The 17,624-nt window shown below is 69.0% G+C and carries 17 protein-coding genes and 1 tRNA gene; 9 read left to right on the forward strand and 9 right to left on the reverse strand.

Annotated features, from left to right (window positions below; all coding sequences use genetic code 11):
• The first annotated feature begins 370 nt into the window (after positions 1 to 370).
• Positions 371 to 610, forward strand: a complete 240-nt coding sequence (locus YS110_00435; GenBank protein UJB67301.1) for a hypothetical protein — start codon at positions 371 to 373, stop codon at positions 608 to 610.
• Between the two features lie 7 nt (positions 611 to 617).
• Here YS110_00435 and psd read toward each other — a convergent pair whose 3' ends face one another.
• The gene (gene psd / locus YS110_00440) at positions 618 to 1,481 is read right to left on the reverse strand and encodes a phosphatidylserine decarboxylase (GenBank protein ID UJB63339.1); all 864 of its coding nucleotides are present in this window, start codon (positions 1,479 to 1,481) and stop codon (positions 618 to 620) included.
• 133 nt (positions 1,482 to 1,614) lie between these two features.
• Here psd and YS110_00445 point away from each other — a divergent pair, with 133 nt between their 5' ends.
• The 4 genes from YS110_00445 to rlmD all read left to right on the forward strand — a co-directional run bounded on the left by YS110_00445 (position 1,615) and on the right by rlmD (position 5,323).
• Positions 1,615 to 2,766 (forward strand): HPP family protein, encoded by a 1,152-nt coding sequence (locus YS110_00445; protein UJB63340.1) that lies wholly within the window; start codon positions 1,615 to 1,617, stop codon positions 2,764 to 2,766.
• A 237-nt stretch (positions 2,767 to 3,003) separates the two neighbouring features.
• The gene (gene infA / locus YS110_00450; GenBank protein ID UJB63341.1) at positions 3,004 to 3,255 is read left to right on the forward strand and encodes a translation initiation factor IF-1; all 252 of its coding nucleotides are present in this window, start codon (positions 3,004 to 3,006) and stop codon (positions 3,253 to 3,255) included.
• A 78-nt stretch (positions 3,256 to 3,333) separates the two neighbouring features.
• Positions 3,334 to 3,410: transfer RNA gene (locus YS110_00455), tRNA-Pro, on the forward strand.
• A 443-nt stretch (positions 3,411 to 3,853) separates the two neighbouring features.
• Positions 3,854 to 5,323, forward strand: a complete 1,470-nt coding sequence (rlmD, locus tag YS110_00460) for a 23S rRNA (uracil(1939)-C(5))-methyltransferase RlmD (protein ID UJB63342.1) — start codon at positions 3,854 to 3,856, stop codon at positions 5,321 to 5,323.
• Between the two features lie 48 nt (positions 5,324 to 5,371).
• Here the strand turns inward: rlmD and YS110_00465 are convergent, their stop codons facing one another.
• Both YS110_00465 and YS110_00470 read right to left on the reverse strand, forming a co-directional pair.
• The gene (locus YS110_00465; protein UJB63343.1) at positions 5,372 to 5,722 is read right to left on the reverse strand and encodes a hypothetical protein; all 351 of its coding nucleotides are present in this window, start codon (positions 5,720 to 5,722) and stop codon (positions 5,372 to 5,374) included.
• A gap of 75 nt (positions 5,723 to 5,797) precedes the next feature.
• Positions 5,798 to 6,349: a TetR/AcrR family transcriptional regulator gene (locus YS110_00470; GenBank protein ID UJB63344.1), complete on the reverse strand. Its 552-nt coding sequence runs from the start codon at positions 6,347 to 6,349 to the stop codon at positions 5,798 to 5,800.
• 154 nt (positions 6,350 to 6,503) lie between these two features.
• On the opposite strand from YS110_00470, the gene YS110_00475 reads away from it, so the two are divergent.
• The 4 genes from YS110_00475 (at position 6,504) to YS110_00490 (ending at position 13,167) form a co-directional block, all read left to right on the forward strand.
• Entirely contained in the window at positions 6,504 to 7,691 is a 1,188-nt protein-coding gene (locus YS110_00475; GenBank protein UJB63345.1) for an efflux RND transporter periplasmic adaptor subunit, read from the forward strand.
• Between the two features lie 3 nt (positions 7,692 to 7,694).
• Complete coding sequence (locus YS110_00480) at positions 7,695 to 10,808, forward strand: multidrug efflux RND transporter permease subunit (protein ID UJB63346.1); 3,114 nt, start codon at positions 7,695 to 7,697, stop codon at positions 10,806 to 10,808.
• A gap of 5 nt (positions 10,809 to 10,813) precedes the next feature.
• Positions 10,814 to 12,250, forward strand: a complete 1,437-nt coding sequence (locus tag YS110_00485) for an efflux transporter outer membrane subunit (GenBank protein UJB63347.1) — start codon at positions 10,814 to 10,816, stop codon at positions 12,248 to 12,250.
• A gap of 152 nt (positions 12,251 to 12,402) precedes the next feature.
• Complete coding sequence (locus YS110_00490; protein ID UJB63348.1) at positions 12,403 to 13,167, forward strand: DUF1624 domain-containing protein; 765 nt, start codon at positions 12,403 to 12,405, stop codon at positions 13,165 to 13,167.
• A 74-nt stretch (positions 13,168 to 13,241) separates the two neighbouring features.
• Here YS110_00490 and YS110_00495 read toward each other — a convergent pair whose 3' ends face one another.
• The 6 genes from YS110_00495 to YS110_00520 all read right to left on the reverse strand — a co-directional run bounded on the left by YS110_00495 (position 13,242) and on the right by YS110_00520 (position 17,549).
• Positions 13,242 to 14,027: a peptidylprolyl isomerase gene (locus tag YS110_00495; GenBank protein ID UJB63349.1), complete on the reverse strand. Its 786-nt coding sequence runs from the start codon at positions 14,025 to 14,027 to the stop codon at positions 13,242 to 13,244.
• A 66-nt stretch (positions 14,028 to 14,093) separates the two neighbouring features.
• Complete coding sequence (locus YS110_00500; GenBank protein UJB63350.1) at positions 14,094 to 14,366, reverse strand: BolA family transcriptional regulator; 273 nt, start codon at positions 14,364 to 14,366, stop codon at positions 14,094 to 14,096.
• On the reverse strand, positions 14,363 to 14,917 hold the full coding sequence (locus YS110_00505) for a septation protein A (protein UJB63351.1): 555 nt from the start codon (positions 14,915 to 14,917) through the stop codon (positions 14,363 to 14,365). The genes YS110_00500 and YS110_00505 overlap by 4 nt, the downstream gene beginning before the upstream one ends.
• A 1-nt stretch (position 14,918) precedes the next feature.
• A complete protein-coding gene (msrB, locus tag YS110_00510; protein UJB63352.1) occupies positions 14,919 to 15,332 on the reverse strand; it encodes a peptide-methionine (R)-S-oxide reductase MsrB in 414 nt (137 codons plus the stop codon).
• A complete protein-coding gene (locus YS110_00515) occupies positions 15,329 to 16,819 on the reverse strand; it encodes a YdiU family protein (protein ID UJB63353.1) in 1,491 nt (496 codons plus the stop codon). The genes msrB and YS110_00515 overlap by 4 nt, the downstream gene beginning before the upstream one ends.
• Positions 16,820 to 16,862: 43 nt before the next feature.
• Positions 16,863 to 17,549: a Crp/Fnr family transcriptional regulator gene (locus YS110_00520; protein UJB63354.1), complete on the reverse strand. Its 687-nt coding sequence runs from the start codon at positions 17,547 to 17,549 to the stop codon at positions 16,863 to 16,865.
• Positions 17,550 to 17,624: the final 75 nt, after the last annotated feature.

Here is a 17,624-nt window from a genome sequence, read left to right on the forward strand (position 1 = left end):
GTGCTCAGGCACGCCAGTGCCTGGCGACAGTTTGGGGTGCTCGTGAGGCCGCGGGTCCAACTGATACACGGGTTCGGGACACCAAGTACGAACCGACCTCTGTGCCGGACGCCGCACCCAAATTACACCCTCGTTTCATGCGTCGCGGGTGCTGCGACGCAGCATGAAAAACTGATACGGATTTGCCTTCAACCGTCTAACGTCGTTGGTTCGCCTTGCCGTGCTACAGCACTGTCTGCGGCTTCCCGCCTAGTTATACGGTTGAATGCAAACCCGTATGAAGCCCTGTGCGGGCCACGCCCCCGTGCAACCGGGCGTGGCTTGCGCTAGCATTCGACCTATGACTGAAATGCATTCGAGCAGTGAAACGCTGGCCGACGTGTCGGCGCAGAGTGGCGAGCAAGGCCACTGCTTTCGCATGCCTTTGTTCCACCCCGGCACCAAGGTGCGCCTGGCCGGGCGTGACGAGGTCGTGAGTCATATCGTCGTGCGCAAGCAGTTGCTGGCCGTGCACCTCGTGGGGCGCGACGGTGCCGTGCGGCCCGATCAGCTGGAGCTTGAGCCCACGCTGTTCAGTACCGCGCGGCGGCCCGAACCCCTGATGACCTGAGAAACCGTTACGCCTGCAGCATCGGCGCGGCGCGCATGGCCATGCTCTGGCCCAGGCGCACCGGGTGGGCGGGCGCCCAGGCTTCGTTGAAGCGAAGCCGCCCCTGCGGAAACAGCAGCACGACCGTGGAGCCGAGCAGAAAGCGGCCCATTTCGTCGCCTTGCTCCAGAACGATGGATTGGTTCGCGTAGTCCCAGCTGCGCAGTTCGCCCGTGCGCGGCGGGTTGACCACGCCATGCCACACCGTGGCCATGCTGCCGACGATGGTGGCACCCACCAGTACCAGCACGAACGGCCCCTGCTCCGAGTCGAACACGCACACCACGCGCTCGTTGCGCGCGAACAGGCCGGGCACGCCCCGGGCGGTGGTCGGGTTCACCGAGAACAGCTCCCCCGGCACGTGCACCATGCGCCGCAGCCGGCCCGTGCAGGGCATGTGGATGCGGTGGTAGTCGCGCGGACTGAGGTAGATGGTGGCGAAGTGGCCGTCCTGGAACTGCGCCGCCAGGGCGGCGTCGCCCCCAAGCAGTGCGGTGGTGCTGTAGCGGTGGCCCTTGGCCTGGAAGATCTGGTCCCGCTCGATGGCGCCGAACTGGCTCACCGCGCCATCCACGGGGCAGATCAGGTCGGCCGCGGCCAGCGGGCGCGCGCCGTGGCGCAGGGCGCGGGTGAAGAACTCGTTGAAGGTCGGGTAGGCCGCGGGGTCGGGGTTGGCGGCCTCGCCCATGTCGACGCCGTAGCGCGTGATAAAGCGGCGGATCACGGCGGTGGTCCAGCGCCCGCCGCGCAGGCCGGCCAGCCGGCCCATGAGGGTGGTGAGGGCCTGCTTGGGCAGGAGGTATTGCGGGAGAACGGCGAGGCGGTCGGACACGGCGGCGGGAGGTGAATGCTGGGCGCGCCATTCTATCGGCGGCCCCCGCCGGCCCAGGCCGTGCGCTCCGGCGACCGTGCGTGGGACGGGGGCATGCCTGGCGCGGCACAATGCGGCCCCTGCTGGACGCACCATGCCGTTGACCGACCCTCACGAACCGTCCCCTGCCGCCGCGCTGCGCCGCTGGCTGCGCAATTTCTGGCCCATGCCGCTGGGCATCAACCGGCGCGAGCACCTGCGCATGGCCTGCGGTGCCGCCCTGGGCGTGCTGCTGGCGGCGCTGCTGGGCCGCTGGTGGACCGACGCATGGGGGATCGAGGCGCCGTGGATGGTGGCCTCCTTCGGCGCCAGCGCGGTGCTGGTGTTCGGCCTGCCCTCCAGCCCGCTGGCCCAGCCCTGGCCTGTGCTCGCGGGCAGCACCCTGTCCGCCCTGGTGGGGGCGCTGTGCGCGTTGCTGGTGCCGGATGCCGCCTGGAGCGGGGCGCTGGCGGTGGGGCTGGCCCTGGCGCTCATGGTGCAACTGCGCTGCCTGCACCCGCCGGGCGCGGCCCTGGCCCTGTTCGTGGTGCTCAACCATGGCGGCGGGGTGCACCTGGCCGTCTTTCCGGTGCTGTTCAACGTACTGGTGCTGCTGGTGGTGGCGGTGGCCTACAACACGCTGACGGGGCGCAGCTACCCGCATCCCCAGCGCGCGCCGCAGGCCGCCGCGCCTGCCGGAGGGTTCACCACGGCCGACGTGGACGCCGCGCTGGCGCACTACAACCAGGTACTCGACATCAGCCGCGCCGACCTGGAAGGGCTTTTGCACCAGGTGGGCCATGCCGCGTTCCAGCGCACCCTGGGGGAGTTGCGCTGCGCCGACATCATGTCCAGTCCGCCGTTCGCGGTGGAGCAGGGCGTGGCCCTGAAGGAAGCCTGGGCGCTGCTGCGCCGCGAGCAGATCAAGGCGCTGCCGGTGGTCGATGGCCAGCGGCAGGTGGTGGGCATCGTCACGGTGGCCGATTTCATGCGCCTGGTGAACCTGGACGTGCACGAGGGGCTGGGCCAGCGCCTGCGCGCCCTGGTGATGGGGCGCGGCCAGCAGCCCACGCAGGTGGAGGGCATCATGACGCGCTCCGTGCAGGTGGCCGGGGCGGGCCAGCACGTGATGGATCTGGTGCCGCTGTTTTCGCAAGGGGGGCACCACCACATCCCCATCGTCGATGAGGACCGGCGCCTGTCCGGGATCATCACCCAGACGGATCTGGTGCGTGCCCTGGCCAAGGCGGTGCAGGCCGCCCAGTAAGCAATCTGTACCGTAACGCGCTACAATTAGAAGGCTTTACGCACAGCGCCTTGCCTGTCCATTGAAGCCGTCTCCCCCCGGCCATCGTCCGATCTGCGCCCCGGGTGCAGCGACTCCCTCCGCCCGCATGCACGCCCCGTGCTTTCGAGTCCTGGTTCAGGACGGCGCCTGCCGTGGCGGACATGCGGCCGTGCCAGTGCTGTACACAGAAAGTATTTGTCTTGAGAGATTGATGAAATGGCCAAAGAAGAACTGATTGAAATGCAGGGCAGCGTGACCGAGGTGCTGCCCGATTCGCGTTTTCGCGTGACCCTGGACAACGGCCACCAACTGATCGCCTACACCGGCGGCAAGATGCGCAAGCACCACATCCGCATCCTGGCGGGCGACAAGGTGTCGCTGGAAATGTCGCCTTACGATCTGACCAAGGGCCGCATCACCTTCCGCCATCTGGCCGGCCGCGGCCCGGCGCCTTCCTCGTCCCGCTGAGTATTTCGCAGGTCGCATGGCGCAAATTTGCGGTGCGAGCCAGGGAAAACGTCTGTTGCAGGTTAGAATGCCAGCTGTCGGAGCGTAGCGCAGCCTGGTAGCGCATCTGCTTTGGGAGCAGAGGGTCGCGAGTTCGAATCCCGCCGCTCCGACCAATGAAATCAAGGGCTTGCATCGTTGTGGTGCAAGCCCTTTTGTCTAGCGGAATGGGCCTTGTCTAACGCCTCGCCGCGTCGCATCGATGTTGAGAGGGTGGCAACGGCTATTGAGGCCGATGCTGGCGAGGCCTTCCTGATCTGCAGCAAGCGCTCGCAGAGGCGAAGGCACGGCTTGGGTGTGTCACAACGCCGGAGCAGATCATCGTGCGTTGCGCGATTGGGAGCAAGGCCGGTTCGCACATCCTGGGGGCTGTGCCTGCTGCGGCTCACCATTAAGCATCCCCAGTTGTCCCAAGAGTTGGGCGCAGCATGAATTTTTCTGAACGTGGTACTTTCTATGGCATCGAGTGCAGATATATCTGCAACTTGTTGTCTCATAACGACTTTTTCCACTCATTTATGGCTGAGTGGGAATAGGCCGGCGCCGAGGTATTTCCCCCATGAGCGAAACGAACAAAGACGACCGCGCGGCCCTGCTGGCCGAAGCGGCGGGCCCCGCAACCGAACTGCCGCCAGGCTGGCTCGAAGTGGTGTCCATGGACATGGACGCCCAGGGCGTGGCGCGCAAGCCCGATGGCAAGGTGGTGTTCATCGACGGCGCCCTGCCCACCGAATGGGTCAGTGCCAACACCCACCGCAAGAAGAACAACTGGGAGGCCGCCAGCCTGACGGCGATCCACCGCGAATCCGCCCAGCGTGTGCGGCCGGGCTGTCCGCACTTCGGGCTGCACGCGGGCGCCTGCGGAGGCTGCAAGATGCAGCATCTGCACGTCGGCGCCCAGGTGGCCGTCAAGCAGCGCGTGCTGGAGGACAACCTCTGGCACCTGGGCAAGGTCAAGGCCGAGACCATCCTGCGCCCGATCGAGGGCCCCGCGTGGGGCTACCGCTACCGCGCGCGCCTGTCGGTGCGGTTCGTGCCCAAGAAGGGCGTGGTGCTGGTGGGCTTCCACGAGCGCAAGAGCCGCTACATCGCCGACATGCAGACCTGCAAGATCCTGCCGCCGCACGTCGATGCCATGCTGATGCCGCTGCGCGCGCTGATCGGCGCGCTGCAGGCGCGCGACACCTGCCCGCAGATCGAACTGGCCTGCGGCGACACGGTGACGGCCCTGGTGTTGCGCCACCTCGAGCCCCTGGGCGAGGGCGACCTGGCCAGGCTGCGCGCCTTCGCCGCCGAACATGGCGTGCAATGGTGGCTGCAGCCCAAAGGGCCCGATACGGTGCACTTGCTGGATGCCGAGGGCGCGGCGCAACTGGCCTACGGCCTGCCGGATTTCGGCATCACCATGCCGTTCAAGCCGACCGACTTCACGCAGGTGAATCCGCACATCAACCGCGTCCTGGTAACGCGCGCGCTGCGCCTGCTGGAGGCCCGTAAGACCGAGCGCGTGATCGACTGGTTCTGCGGCCTGGGCAACTTCACCCTGCCGATCGCCACGCAGGCGCGCGAGGTGCTGGGCATCGAGGGCAGCGAGGCCCTGGTGGCGCGCTCGCGCGAGAATTATGAGAAAAATCAGGCCCAAAGGCCCACGCAGCAAGCGCTGGCAGCTACCAGTTTCGTAGCGCGCAACCTGTTCGAGATGACACCGGAGATGCTGGTGGCCGATGGCACGGCCGACAAATGGCTGGTCGATCCGCCGCGCGAAGGGGCGTTTGCCTTGTCGAAGGCACTGGCCGACATCCACCAGGCGCGCCTGGGCGCGGAGGGCGCGCCGCCCTTGCCTGCGGGCGCCGCGCACTGGGCGCCGCCCCAGCGCATCGTGTACGTGAGCTGCAATCCCGCCACCCTGGCGCGCGATGCGGGGCTGCTGGTGCACCAGGCGGGCTACCGCTGCGTGGCGGCGGGAGTGGTCAACATGTTCCCGCACACGGCACACGTCGAAAGCATGGCCGTCTTCGAGCGCGCCTGACGGCGCACGCTGCCCAGGCCCGCGTGCGGCGGCGGGCGGGCAGCCTGCTCAGGAGTTGTCGTCGTCGGCGCTGCTGGCGCGGCTGCGCCGGGTTTCGGCCTTCGGCTCGGCCTTGCCCAGTACCGAGGGCGCGCCTTCCAGCTTGTTCTCGCGCATGTAGGCATCCATGTCCTTCCAGCCGGCGAACACGGCGGCCTTGGGTGCCTTCGGGTTGAGCGTGAAGCAGTCTTCCAGCCCGCGCAGCGCGTGCCGGCAGGCACCGCCTATCGCCTTGGCCTCGGCCTCGCGCTGCACCGCGCGCGGATCGGGCCCCAGGCCTGGAATGTCGCAGGCCGAGAGCAGCACGGGCATGGCGGCAGCGAGCGCAAGGCGTCGCAGGGTGATGGAGTGGGGCGTCATGTCCTCTCCATTATCGGCACCCCGTGTCCAGTATTGATGGGGGTGCTGCAAATTGTCTTCATGCCGTGCACTGGATCAGGTGTCTGCCTGCGCCCCGTGCAGGAACGCGCGGTTCACCTGCGCCGCCAGCCCGGCCCTGGCGACCCGGCCGCGCCGCTCGGCGTCGGCCAGGCCCACGAAGATAGAGAGCCAGATTTCCGTCAGTGCCGCTGCGCTGAAGTCGATACGGAATATCCCTTGCTGCTGGCCGTGCAGGAAAAAGGCGTCCAGTTGGTCTTCCATGTGCGTGCTTTCGGCGAGTTCGGCGCCCGCATCCTTCCAGTAGTAAGTCAGGAAGGCCGCCAGTTCGCGGTGTTCGAGGAAGAGGACTGCCAGGCGTTGCAGGGCCTCGTGCGGGGCGCCGCTGTCCAGCTGCGCCTGCTCCAGTGCGCCGCGCATGGTGTCGATGCTGTACTCCAGCAGCCGTTCGACGAGTTGCTCGCGCGTGCGGCAAAAGCGGTACAGCGTGGCCTTGCTGACGCCGACGGCCCTGGCCAGTTCCTGCAGTGAAGCCCTGGGGTGGTTGACCATGGCCAGTGCGAGGGCACAAAGAATGGCGCTGTCTTGCTGTGAGCCTGTGGTGGCCATGCCGGGCGTCCTGTGGGTGAAGCAAAGAAGATTCAAATTTAACAAAACAAAAATTGTTGATGGGCATGCGCAGTTTTCTTCTCCTTGTGAATCAAAAAAGGTTCATTTGATGTTTTTTGTTATCATGCGGCTCTGTTTTGAGTTTGGAGCTGAAATGGTGGCAACGACGACGGTGCATCGGGAGGGGCCTTGGCGGCTGGTGGCCGCTGTGGCCTTGGCGGTGCTGGTGGCTGGCTGCGGGCAGGGCCAGCCTTCTGGCAACGGGCAGGATGCGGAACCTGCGGCCGTGGACGTGGTGGCGGTGCAGCCGCAGCCGCTGCCGGTGCGCAGCGAGTTGCCGGGCCGGGTGGAGCCGATGCGCCTGGCCGAGGTGCGGGCGCGGGTGGCGGGCATCGTGCTCGGCCGCCATTTCCAGGAAGGCGCGGACGTCAAGGCGGGGGATGTGCTGTTTTCCATCGACCCGGCGCCGCTGCGCACGGCGCTGGCGCGCGCCCAGGGCGAGCTGGCGCGGGCCGAGGCGGCCTTGGGCGAGGCGCAGGCGCTGGTGCGCCGCTATGCGCCGCTGGCGGAGGTCGAGGCCGTGAGCCGGCAGGACTTCGAGACGGCCCAGGCCGGCCTGCGCAGCGCCCAGGCAGTGCGCCAGTCGGCGCAGGCCGAGGTGGACGCAGCCCGGCTGAACCTGGCGTACGCCACGGTCAGGGCGCCGATCTCCGGGCGCATCGGCCGCGCCCTGGTGAGCGAAGGCGCCCTGGTGGGCCAGGGCGAGGCCACGCCGATGGCCGTCATCCAGCAACTGCACCCCATCTACGTCGACTTCCAGCAGCCGCTGGCCGAGGCCCAGCAGTGGCGTGCCGCCATGGCCCAGGGGCAACTGATGCCGCACGCGGGCCAGGGCGCCCAGGTCACGCTGACGCTTGACGGCGCCGGGCTGCAGCGCGAGGGGCGCCTGCTGTTCTCCGATGCGACGGTGGACCGCCAGACCGGCCAACTGGCGTTGCGCGGCCAGTTCGACAACCGCGACGCTGCGCTGCTGCCCGGCATGTACGTGCGGGTGGGCATGCGCCAGGGCGTGAACCCGTCTGCCATCCTCGTGCCGCAGCGGGCGGTGCGGCGCGATGCCGAGGGCAAGGCACTGGTCATGGTGGTGGATGCGCAGGGTGTGGTGCAGGCGCGGCCCGTGCAGACCGGCGCCATGCAGGGCGCGCAATGGCACATCAAGCAAGGGCTGCAGCCGGGCGAGCTGGTGGTGGCGGGGCGCCTGGCGGCCGCGCAGCCGGGCGCCAGGGTCAAGCCCGAGGTGGTGGCCGATGCCGCGGCGGGCCTTGGCGTGGCCAAGGAATAGGCCATGTCCCAGTTCTTCATCCGCCGCCCCAACCTGGCCTGGGTGACGGCCATTTTCATCCTGCTGGCCGGGCTGCTGGCCATTCCGGCGCTGCCCGTGGCCCAGTTTCCCGACGTGGCACCGCCCCAGATCGCGATTGCGGCGACGTACCCGGGCGCTTCCGCCACCACGGTGATGGAGTCCGTGACCAGTGTGATCGAGGAGGAGCTGAGCGGCACCAAGGGCTTGCTCTACTTCGACTCGTCGAGCAGCTCCACCGGCATGGCCGAGATCACCGCCACCTTCGCCCCAGGCACCGATCCGGCACTGGCGCAGGTGGAGGTGCAGAACCGCATCAAGAAGGCCGAGCCGCGCCTGCCGGCGTCCGTGCTGCAGCAGGGCCTGCAGGTGGAGCAGGCCAGCGCCAACTTCCTGCTGATCTATTCGCTGACCTACCGGGGCGACGACAGCGGCAAGAACGAGGTGCGCCTGTCGGACTTCGCCGTGCGCAACATCAACAACGAGATCCGCCGCGTGCCCGGCGTGGGCAAGGTGCAGTTCTTCGGCGCTGACGCGGCCATGCGGGTCTGGGTCGATCCGCAGAAGCTCCTGGGCTACGGCCTGTCGGTGGCCGACGTGAACGCGGCCATCGCCGCGCAGAACGCGCAGGTGCCGGCCGGCAGTTTCGGCGGCCAGCCGGGCACGCCGCAGCAGGAGCTGACGGCCACCATCGCGGTGCGCGGCACCCTGGCGTCGCCGCAGGAGTTCGGACAGATCGTGCTGCGTGCCCAGGCCAATGGCGCCGTGGTGCGCCTGGCCGACGTGGCGCGGCTGGAGCTGGGCCAGCTCGACTACAGCTTTTCCTCGCGCGAGGATGGGCGCAAGGGCGTGGCCGCCGCCGTGCAACTGGCCCCCGGCGCGAACGCGCTGAAAACCGCCGAGGCCGTCAAGGCGCGCCTGGCCGAGCTGTCGCAGAATTTCCCGGACGACATCCAGTACATCGTGCCGTACGACACCTCGCGGTTCGTCGGCGTGGCCATCGGCAAGGTGCTGCAGACCCTGGCCGAGGCCGTGGTGCTGGTGTTCCTGGTGATGTGGCTTTTCCTGCAGAACCTGCGCTATACGCTGATTCCCACCATCGTCGTGCCCGTGTGCCTGGCGGGCACGCTGGCGGTGATGTATGCGCTGGGCTTCTCGGTGAACATGATGACCATGTTCGGCATGGTGCTGGCCATCGGCATCCTGGTGGACGACGCCATCGTGGTGGTGGAGAACGTCGAGCGCCTCATGGCCGAGGAGGGCCTGGGCCCGTTCGACGCCACGGTCAAGGCCATGCAGCAAGTGTCGGGGGCCATCGTCGGCATCACGCTGGTGCTGGCGGCGGTGTTCCTGCCGCTGGCCTTCATGAGCGGCTCGGTGGGGGTGATCTACCGGCAGTTCTCGCTGTCGCTGGCGGTGTCCATCCTGTTCTCGGGCTTTCTGGCGCTGACCTTCACGCCCGCGCTGTGCGCCACGCTGCTCAAGCCCGTCCCGGCAGGCCACGCGGCGCCACGGCGCGGCTTCTTCGGCTGGTTCAACCGCCGCTTCGCGGGGCTGACCGGGCGCTTCGCCGGCCTCAACCAGCGGCTGGTGCGGCGCACCGGGCGCTGCATGCTGCTCTATGCCGCCATCGTCGGGCTGCTGGGCACGCTGTACGTGCGCATGCCCGAATCCTTCGTGCCCTACGAGGACATGGGCTACTACATCGTCGGCGTGCAGTTGCCGCCGGGCGCCACCGAGGCGCGCACCACGGCCATGGTGCGCGAGATGGAGGACTACGTGAAAAGCCGCCCCGCCACCGACAAGGCCGAGTTCCTGCTGGGCTACAGCTTCTCCGGCATGGGGCAGAACGCGGCGCTGGCCTTCGTCACGCTCAAGGACTGGTCGCTGCGCCCGCCCGAACAGGCTTCGTGGTTCGAGGTGCAGGCGTTCAACGCGCGTTTCGCCAGCCTGCGCGACGGCACGGCGATGGCGGTCGATCCGCCGCCCATCGATGGCCTGGGCAACTCGGGCGGCTTCGCGCTGCGCCTGCAGGACCGGGCCAACCTGGGCCGCGCGGCGCTGATCGCCGCGCGCGACGAGGTGCTGCAAAAGGCCAGCGCCTCGCCGGTGATCGCCTACGCCATGATGGAAAACCTGGAGGACGCGCCGCAGCTGCGCCTGGACATCGACCGCCACAAGGCCCAGGCGCTGGGCGTGGGGTTCGAGGCCATCAACGCGGCCCTGTCCACGGCCTACGGCTCGGCGGTCATCAACGAGTTTCCCAACGCCGGGCGCCTGCAGCGCGTGGTGGTGCAGGCCGATGTGGGCGCGCGTGCGCGTCCCGAAGACCTCCTGCGCCTGCACGTGCCCAACGCCCAGGGGGGGCAGGTGCCGCTGGCGTCCTTCGCCACGCTGGCATGGGAGAGCGGCCCGGTGCAGATCTCGCGCTACAACGGCTATCCGGCCTTCCGCATCGCGGGCGATGCCAAGCCGGGCTACACCACCGGCCAGGCCATGGCCGAGCTGGAACGCATCATGGCCGGGCTGCCCCGGGGCATCGGCTACGAATGGACGGCGCTGTCCTACCAGGAGCGGGCCGCCGGCGCGCAGGCGCCCAGGCTGTTCGCGCTGGCCATCCTGGTGGTGTTCCTGCTGCTGGTGGCGCTGTACGAGAGCTGGAGCATTCCCGCCGCGGTCATGCTGATCGTGCCCATCGGCGCGCTGGGCGCGGTGCTGGCCACCTCGGCCGTGGGGCTGGCGAACGACGTGTACTTCAAGGTCGGGCTGATCACCATCATCGGCCTGGCGGCCAAGAACGCCATCCTGATCGTCGAGTTCGCCAAGGAACTGCACGCGCAGGGCCACACGCTGGCCGATGCGGCCTGCCAGGCCGCGCGGCTGCGTTTCCGGCCGATCGTCATGACCTCGCTGGCCTTCATCCTGGGCGTGGTGCCGCTGGCGCTGGCCTCCGGCGCGGGCGCGTCCAGCCAGGCGGCCATCGGCATCGGCGTGATCGGCGGCATGCTCTCGGCCACGCTGCTGGGCGTGGTTTTCGTGCCGGTGTTTTTTGTCTGGGTGCTGTCGCTGGCGCGGCGCAAGGCGCCCGCTGTGGAGTAAGCACCATGTTTCCACGCTTTTCGCCCCGGGCCTGGAGCGCCCTGGCCGCCAGCCTGGCGCTGGCCGGCTGCGCCCTGGCGCCTGTCCAGCAGTTGCCCGAAGCGCCCATCCCGGCGCAGTGGCCCGGCCAGGCCGCTGCCGAGGCCGTGGCGCCGAGCGCCGCCGCCACGCTGGACTGGCAGACCTTCATCACCGACGGGCGGCTGCGCCAGTTGACCGCGCTGGCGCTGGAGCACAACCGCGACCTGCGCCAGACCCTGCGCAACGTCGAGGCGGCGCGTGCGCTCTACCGCGTCGAGCGGGCCGGGCGCTTGCCGGGCATCGACGTGCAGGGCAGCGCCATGCGCCAGCGCCTGCCGGGCGACCTCGGCGGCACCGGGCAGGCCGCCGTGCAGAGCAGCTACCAGGCCGGCGTCGGGCTGGCGGCCTTCGAGCTGGACCTGTTCGGCCGGGTGCGCAGCCTGTCGCAGGCGGCGCTGTCCGAGTACCTGGCCACCGAGGAGGCGGCGCGCAGCGCCCGCATCAGCCTGGTGGCGGAGGTGGTACAGGCCTACCTGGCGCGCGATGCGGCGCTGCGCCAGCGCCAACTGGCCACGCGCACGCTGGAGAGCCGCGAGGCATCGCTGCGCCTGGTGGCCGAGCGCCGCAAGGCCGGCGCGGCTTCGGCGCTGGACCACCAGGAGGCCCTGGGCCTGGCCGACCAGGCGCGCGCCGAGCGCGAGCGCAGCGAGCGCGAGGTCCGCCTGGCGGGCAACGCCCTGGTGCTGTTGGCCGGGGCCGCCGCGTGGGGGCCGGATCTACAGGATCTGCCCGCGCCACCGGACTCCGCGCCCGTGCTGGTGCAGGACATCGCACCCGGCACGCCCTCCGAGCTGCTGGCCCTGCGGCCCGACATCCTGGCCGCCGAGCACCGGCTGCGCGCGCGCAATGCGGACATCGGGGCGGCGCGGGCGGCGTTCTTTCCGCGCATCACGCTGACGGGCTTCCTCGGGTCGTCGAGCGCCGAGCTGTCCGGCCTTTTCGGGGCCGGGCAGCAGGCGTGGTCGTTCGCGCCCCAGCTCTCGCTGCCAATCTTCGATGGCGGGCGCAACCGTGCCGGCCTCGACCTGGCGGCCGCGCGCCGGGATGCGGCGGTGGCAGCCTACGAGCAGGCCATCCAGGCCGCGTTCCGCGAAGTGGCCGACGCCCTGGCCGCCACCGACACGCTGCGCCGCGAGGAAGCCGCGCGCCTGGCGCTGGTGGAGCGCAGCCGCCAGGCCCTGCAGCTCGCCCAGGCGCGCTACCGTGCCGGCGTGGACGACCACTTGCGCTACCTGGACGCGCAGCGCAGCGCCTTCGCCAGCGAAAGCGCGTGGATCGAGGTGTCCAGCCAGCGCCAGATGGCCCTGGCGGGGTTGTTCCGGGTGCTGGGCGGCGGCTGGCCGGCGGAGGCCACGCCGTAAGCGTGTGAGGATGCTCTTGATTCGATAGCTGCTAGCGCTTTCCTGGTAAGCGCTAGAGGCCATTTTTATGCATATTCCGTGCATGGGCATTTGCGCTGGAAGCTGTCCTGGCGGGCGATAGACTTGCACGGCTTTTCCCATTTTTCCGATCCATGCACCCGCCTGCCCCCAGCCGCCCGTCCCTGCGTTTCGATCGCGTCGATGCCCTGCGCGGCCTGGCCATGGTGTGGATGACGGTGTTCCATTTCTGCTTCGACCTGAGCCACTTCGGCCTGTGGCCGCAGGACTTCCTGGGCGATCCGTTCTGGACCTGGCAGCGCACCGCCATCGTCAGCCTCTTTCTGCTGTGCGCCGGCATGGGGCAGGCGATCGCGTGGGACCAGCGGCAGGCCTGGGGCCGCTTTCGCCGGCGCTGGCTGCAGGTGGCCGCGGCGGCGCTGCTGGTCAGCGCCGGATCCTACCTCGTGTTCCCGCGCAGCTACATCTATTTCGGCGTGCTGCACGGCATGGCGGTGATGCTGGTGCTGGCGCGCTGCATGGCCGGCTGGGGGCGCTGGCTATGGCTGGCCGGAGGGATGGCGCTGGCGCTGCCCTGGGCGATGGCGGCGCTGCTCGCCGGCCCCTGGGCGGCCGCGGCGCCGTGGTTCGATGCGCGCTGGCTCAACTGGCTGGGCCTGGTCACGCACAAGCCGTTCACCGAAGACTATGTGCCCGTCTTTCCCTGGCTGGGCGTGATGTGCTGGGGGCTGGCCATGGGGCAGTGGCTGCTGCGCCGCCAGCGCGCCTGGCTTGCAGCCGCGTTGCCCGGGCCGGCGCGCGGACTGGCGCTGATGGGGCGCTGGAGCCTCAGCTACTACCTGCTGCACCAGCCGGTGATGATGGGGGGCCTGATGCTGTGGCTTTGGCTGCGGGGGTGAAGCCGCCTGCACCATGAAAAGCACAACGCGGCCCGGGGGCCGCGTTGTGCAGAAGGGGGAGGCGCCGGGTGGCGTTATTCCACCTTGGCCTTGGTGCGCAGGTCTTCCTGGAACTGGCCGAGCTTTTGCTGTTGCAGCTGCTGGGCGATCTGCGGCTTCACTTCGTCCAGCTTGGGCAGCTGGGCCTGGCGCTCGTCGTCCAGGCGGATGATGTGCCAGCCGAACTGGCTCTTCACGGGCTCGGCCGTCATCTCGCCCTTCTTGAGCTTGAGCAGGGCCTCGGTGAACTCGCTCACGTAGCTGTTCGGGTTGGCCCAGTCGAGGTCGCCGCCGCGCGCGCCGGAGCCGGGGTCCTTGGACTGCTTCTTGGCGATGTCCTCGAACTTGGCGCCCTGCTTGATGGAGGCGATGATGGCCTTGGCCTCGTCTTCCTTCTCCACCAGGATGTGGCTGGCCTTGTATTCCTTGCCGCTGTTGGCGGCAGCGAACTTGTCGTACTCGGCCTGGATCTCGGCGTCGCTGACCGGGTTCTTCTTCTGGTAGTCGGCGAACAGCTCGCGGATCAGGATGGTCTGGCGCGCCAGCTCCATCTGGCTCTTGAAGTCCTTCGAGGCTTCGAGGCCGCGCTTCTTGGCTTCCTGCAGGAAGATTTCACGCGCGATCACTTCTTCCTTGATCTGGCTTTCGACTTCCGGCGTGATCGGGCGGCCCGAGCGTTCCACCTGTTGCTTGAGCAGCTCCGCGCGCTCCTTGGGTACGGGCTTGCCGTTGACGATGGCCAGGTTTTGTGCGGCGACGGGCAGCGCGACTGCGCCCAACACAGCGGCGGCCACGAGGCCGGACAAGAGCTTTTGCTTCATGAAAAATCCAAAAAACAAGGAATGTTTGCGGGCATGCCGCCTGAAGGCAGGATAGAGGGGGCCCGCTCAGAGAAGTTCAATCGCCAGCGCATGCAGGCCCTGGTCGATGAATTCTTGCAGCGCATCATACACAAGCCGATGCTGCGCCACGCGCGACTTTCCAGCGAATTGCGGCGCTGCGATGCGCACGCGGAAATGGGTGCCGAAACCCGTGCCGTTGGCTCCGGCGTGGCCTTCGTGCAGGCCGCTTTCGTCGATGACTTCAAGCCGCGTCGGCGCCAGGCGTTCGCGCAGGCGCGCTTCCAGCAGGGCGGCGCTGGTGGAGAAAGGATTGTTCATGGCTGGGCCCCCGTGGTGTCGTCGGTTTCCTTGATATGGCGGCTCAGGTACAGGGCCTGGGCGACCACGAACACCACCATCAGCCCCATGCCACCGAACAGCTTGAAGTTGACCCAGGTGTCGGTGTCGAAGTGGTAGGCCACCCACAGGTTGAGCAGGCCCATGGCGGCGAAGAAGCCGGCCCAGCTCCAGTTCAGGGTGCGCCAGACGGCGTCGGGCAGCTCGATCTGCGCCTGCATCAGCGAGCGGATGAGGTTCTTGCGAAACAGCAACTGGCCGACGGCCAGGGCGCTGCCCATGAGCCAGTACAGCACCGTGGGCTTCCACTTGATGAAGGTTTCGCTGTGCGCCAGCAGCGTGGCGCCGCCGAACACCACGATGACCCCGAGGCTCACCCACTGCATGGGCTCCACCTTGCCGTGGCGCAGGCGCAGGTAGGCGATCTGCGCCACCGTGGCGGCGATGGCCACGGCGGTGGCCGTGTAGATGCCCCAGACCTTGAAGGCCGCGAAGAACAGGATGATGGGGAAGAAATCGATCAGGAGTTTCATGCTAGGACGTGGGGGGCTCGAAGGCCAGCGACGCGGAATTCATGCAATAGCGCAGGCCCGTGGGTGCCGGGCCGTCTTCAAACACGTGGCCCAGGTGGGCGCCGCATTGTGCACACACGGTTTCGGTGCGCACCATGCCGTGGCTGCGGTCCACATGCTCGGCAATCGCGCCGGGCACGGCCTGCCAGAAGCTGGGCCAGCCGCAGCCCGCGTCGAACTTGGTGCCGGACTGAAACAGCAGGGCGCCGCAGCAGACGCAATGGTAGCGGCCTTCGGCCCAGTGCTGTTCGTAGCGGCCCGTGAACGGGCGCTCGGTGGCCGCGTGCCGCGTGACCTGGAAGGCCGCGGGTTCGGCCGCCTTGTCCCGCAGCAGGGCCTGCCATTCTTCGTCGGTTTTCTGGATCGGGTAGGTCATGAGGAGCAGCTGATGGCAAGGTGGGCCGCCCAGCCGGGCGGAAAGTCGGCCCAGGCGTCGTGGCCCGGGTGCTCGTCGAAGGGCCGCGCGAGCAGCCCTTGCAGGGTATGCAGCGGCGCCATGTCGCCCTGCGCGGCGGCGCGGATGGCCTGCTCGGCCAAGTGGTTGCGCAGCACGTACCTGGGATTGGTTTTCAGCATCAAATCGGCCGCAAGCGCTTTATCCATGAGCGCTAGGCGCTCTGAATACAATAGCAACCAGCGCGCCCATGCGGCGCCGTCCTTGAACAGCGCGGCCACGGGGCCGAAGTCCCCGCCGGCCACGGCGTGCGCCAGACGGCGCCAAAAGATGGTGTGGTCCACCGCGTCCTGCGCCAGCAAGGCCAGCAGGGACTGCACCAGGGCTTCGTCGCCTTCGTGCGGGCGGTCCAGCCCGAGCTTGGCCCGCAGGCGCCGCGCCAGGGCGTCCTGGAAGGTGCGCGGGTAGGCCTGCAGCGCGGCGCGCACGGTGTCCACGTCGCCCGCCAGCGGGTGCAGGGCCTGGCCCAGGCACAGCAGGTTCCAGTAGGCCACGCCGGGCTGGCGGTCGAAGGCGTAGCGGCCCTGGGTGTCGCTGTGGTTGCAGACGTGGCCGGGGTCGAAGGCGTCGAGGAACTGGAACGGCCCGTAGTCGATCGTCAGCCCCAGGATGCTCATGTTGTCGGTGTTCATCACGCCATGGCAGAAGCCCACGGCCTGCCACTGGGCGATCAGTTCCGCCGTGCGCTCCGCCACCGCTTGCAGCAGCGCCGCGTAGGCGTTGCCCTCGAAGTCCGGCGTGGCGCGGCAGGCGGGGTAGTAGCGGTCGATGACGTAGTCGGCCAGCTGGCGCAGCTCCGCGGTCTGTCCGCGCGCGGCGAAATGCTCGAAATGCCCGAAGCGGATGAAGCTGGGCGCCACGCGCGTGAGCACGGCGGCGGTTTCCACGCTTTCGCGCAGCACGGGCGCGGGCGAGCCCGTGAGGCACAGGGCGCGCGTGGTCGGGATGCCCAGGGCATGCATGGCCTCGCTGCACAGGAACTCGCGGATGGACGAACGCAGCACGGCGCGCCCGTCGCCCATGCGCGAGTACGGCGTGCGGCCCGCGCCCTTGAGCTGGAGCTCCCAGCCCTGCGCCGTCTCGCCGAGCAGCAGCGCGCGTCCGTCGCCGAGCTGCCCGGCCCACACGCCGAACTGGTGGCCGCTGTACACGCTGGCCAGCGTGTCGCCGCCCGCGGGCAGGGCGTTGCCGCTGAACAGCTGCAGGGCGTCGTCGCTGGCCAGCCAGGCGGGGTCGAGGCCGAGCAGGCGCGCTACCTCGGGGCTGTGCGCCACGGGATAGGGGGCGGGCAGCGGCGTGGGCGGCAGCCGCGTGTGGAACGCCGGGCCGAGGCCGGCGAAGCGGTGGTTCCAGGCCAGGCCGGTGTCCACGGCGGGCAGGGCGGTCGATGCGGTCGATGCGGGGGGCATCGGGCCATTGTGTGGCAGGCGCGTAGCCCGTGCGCGGCTGGGGTCAAGCTGCGGCGGTGCGGGCCAGGTAGGCCTCCAGCGCGGCGTCGTCGAGGATAGCCACACGGCCGAAGTCGAGGGTGACGATGCCTTCGGCCGCCAGGGCCTGCAGCACGCGGTTGATGGTCTGGCGCGACAGCCCCGCGAGCTGGCCCAGCTCCTCCTGCGTGAGGTTCAGCCGGCGCTGGCGGCGCCAGAACAGGCGGCTGAGCTGCAGGGCCACGCGGTGCTCGGCGCTGCGCGTGCGGCCGGCCTCGATCATCGTCATGGCCTGGCCCAGGCGCAGGTTCATGTGCTGCGCCAGGTACTGCGTGAAGGCCAGGCTGGTGTCGTACAGGTGGTTGAACACCGGCAGCGGCAGGCACAGCAGCCGGGTCGGGCGCAGGGCCACGACCTCGTACTGCAGCGGCTCGCCCTTGAGCGCCGTGCCCTCGCCGAACCATTCGCCGTCGGGGATGCCGATGAAGGCCGAGGCGCGCGTGCGCCGGGGCGGGCTGCGCAGCATCACCAAACCGCTGAGCACCGCGTGCCAGCCCTGCGCCGGGCTGCCTGTCGGCAGCATGACCTCGCCCTTGGCGCCCTCGGCCTGGCGGACGCTGGCGCGCACCTGTTGCTGCAACTGCGCGCCGAGGCCGCCGAACCACGGCTGGGAGCAGATGAAGCGCTCGGCGGGGTCGGAAATGCAGAACATGCGCGGATTCTCGCAGAGCCGCTAGGGAAAGCCCGCGGGAGATGTCAGCCTGGCGACAGGTATTGGCAGCAAGCC

Origin of the sequence: Acidovorax sp. YS12, from assembly GCA_021496925.1 — a bacterium.
Taxonomy (GTDB): Bacteria; Pseudomonadota; Gammaproteobacteria; order Burkholderiales; family Burkholderiaceae_C; genus Paenacidovorax.

What these genes read in the sequence shown, in the direction of transcription:
- YS110_00445 (UJB63340.1), top strand. Translation starts at nt 1,615, where the DNA reads ATGCCGTTGACCGACCCTCACGAACCGTCCCCTGCCGCCGCGCTGCGC.
- YS110_00495 (UJB63349.1), bottom strand. Translation starts at nt 14,027, where the DNA reads ATGAAGCAAAAGCTCTTGTCCGGCCTCGTGGCCGCCGCTGTGTTGGGC.
- YS110_00480 (UJB63346.1), top strand. Translation starts at nt 7,695, where the DNA reads ATGTCCCAGTTCTTCATCCGCCGCCCCAACCTGGCCTGGGTGACGGCC.
- YS110_00470 (UJB63344.1), bottom strand. Translation starts at nt 6,349, where the DNA reads ATGGCCACCACAGGCTCACAGCAAGACAGCGCCATTCTTTGTGCCCTC.
- YS110_00485 (UJB63347.1), top strand. Translation starts at nt 10,814, where the DNA reads ATGTTTCCACGCTTTTCGCCCCGGGCCTGGAGCGCCCTGGCCGCCAGC.
- YS110_00505 (UJB63351.1), bottom strand. Translation starts at nt 14,917, where the DNA reads ATGAAACTCCTGATCGATTTCTTCCCCATCATCCTGTTCTTCGCGGCC.
- YS110_00490 (UJB63348.1), top strand. Translation starts at nt 12,403, where the DNA reads ATGCACCCGCCTGCCCCCAGCCGCCCGTCCCTGCGTTTCGATCGCGTC.
- YS110_00475 (UJB63345.1), top strand. Translation starts at nt 6,504, where the DNA reads ATGGTGGCAACGACGACGGTGCATCGGGAGGGGCCTTGGCGGCTGGTG.
- YS110_00520 (UJB63354.1), bottom strand. Translation starts at nt 17,549, where the DNA reads ATGTTCTGCATTTCCGACCCCGCCGAGCGCTTCATCTGCTCCCAGCCG.
- YS110_00515 (UJB63353.1), bottom strand. Translation starts at nt 16,819, where the DNA reads ATGCCCCCCGCATCGACCGCATCGACCGCCCTGCCCGCCGTGGACACC.
- infA (UJB63341.1), top strand. Translation starts at nt 3,004, where the DNA reads ATGGCCAAAGAAGAACTGATTGAAATGCAGGGCAGCGTGACCGAGGTG.
- YS110_00500 (UJB63350.1), bottom strand. Translation starts at nt 14,366, where the DNA reads ATGAACAATCCTTTCTCCACCAGCGCCGCCCTGCTGGAAGCGCGCCTG.
- rlmD (UJB63342.1), top strand. Translation starts at nt 3,854, where the DNA reads ATGAGCGAAACGAACAAAGACGACCGCGCGGCCCTGCTGGCCGAAGCG.
- YS110_00465 (UJB63343.1), bottom strand. Translation starts at nt 5,722, where the DNA reads ATGACGCCCCACTCCATCACCCTGCGACGCCTTGCGCTCGCTGCCGCC.
- msrB (UJB63352.1), bottom strand. Translation starts at nt 15,332, where the DNA reads ATGACCTACCCGATCCAGAAAACCGACGAAGAATGGCAGGCCCTGCTG.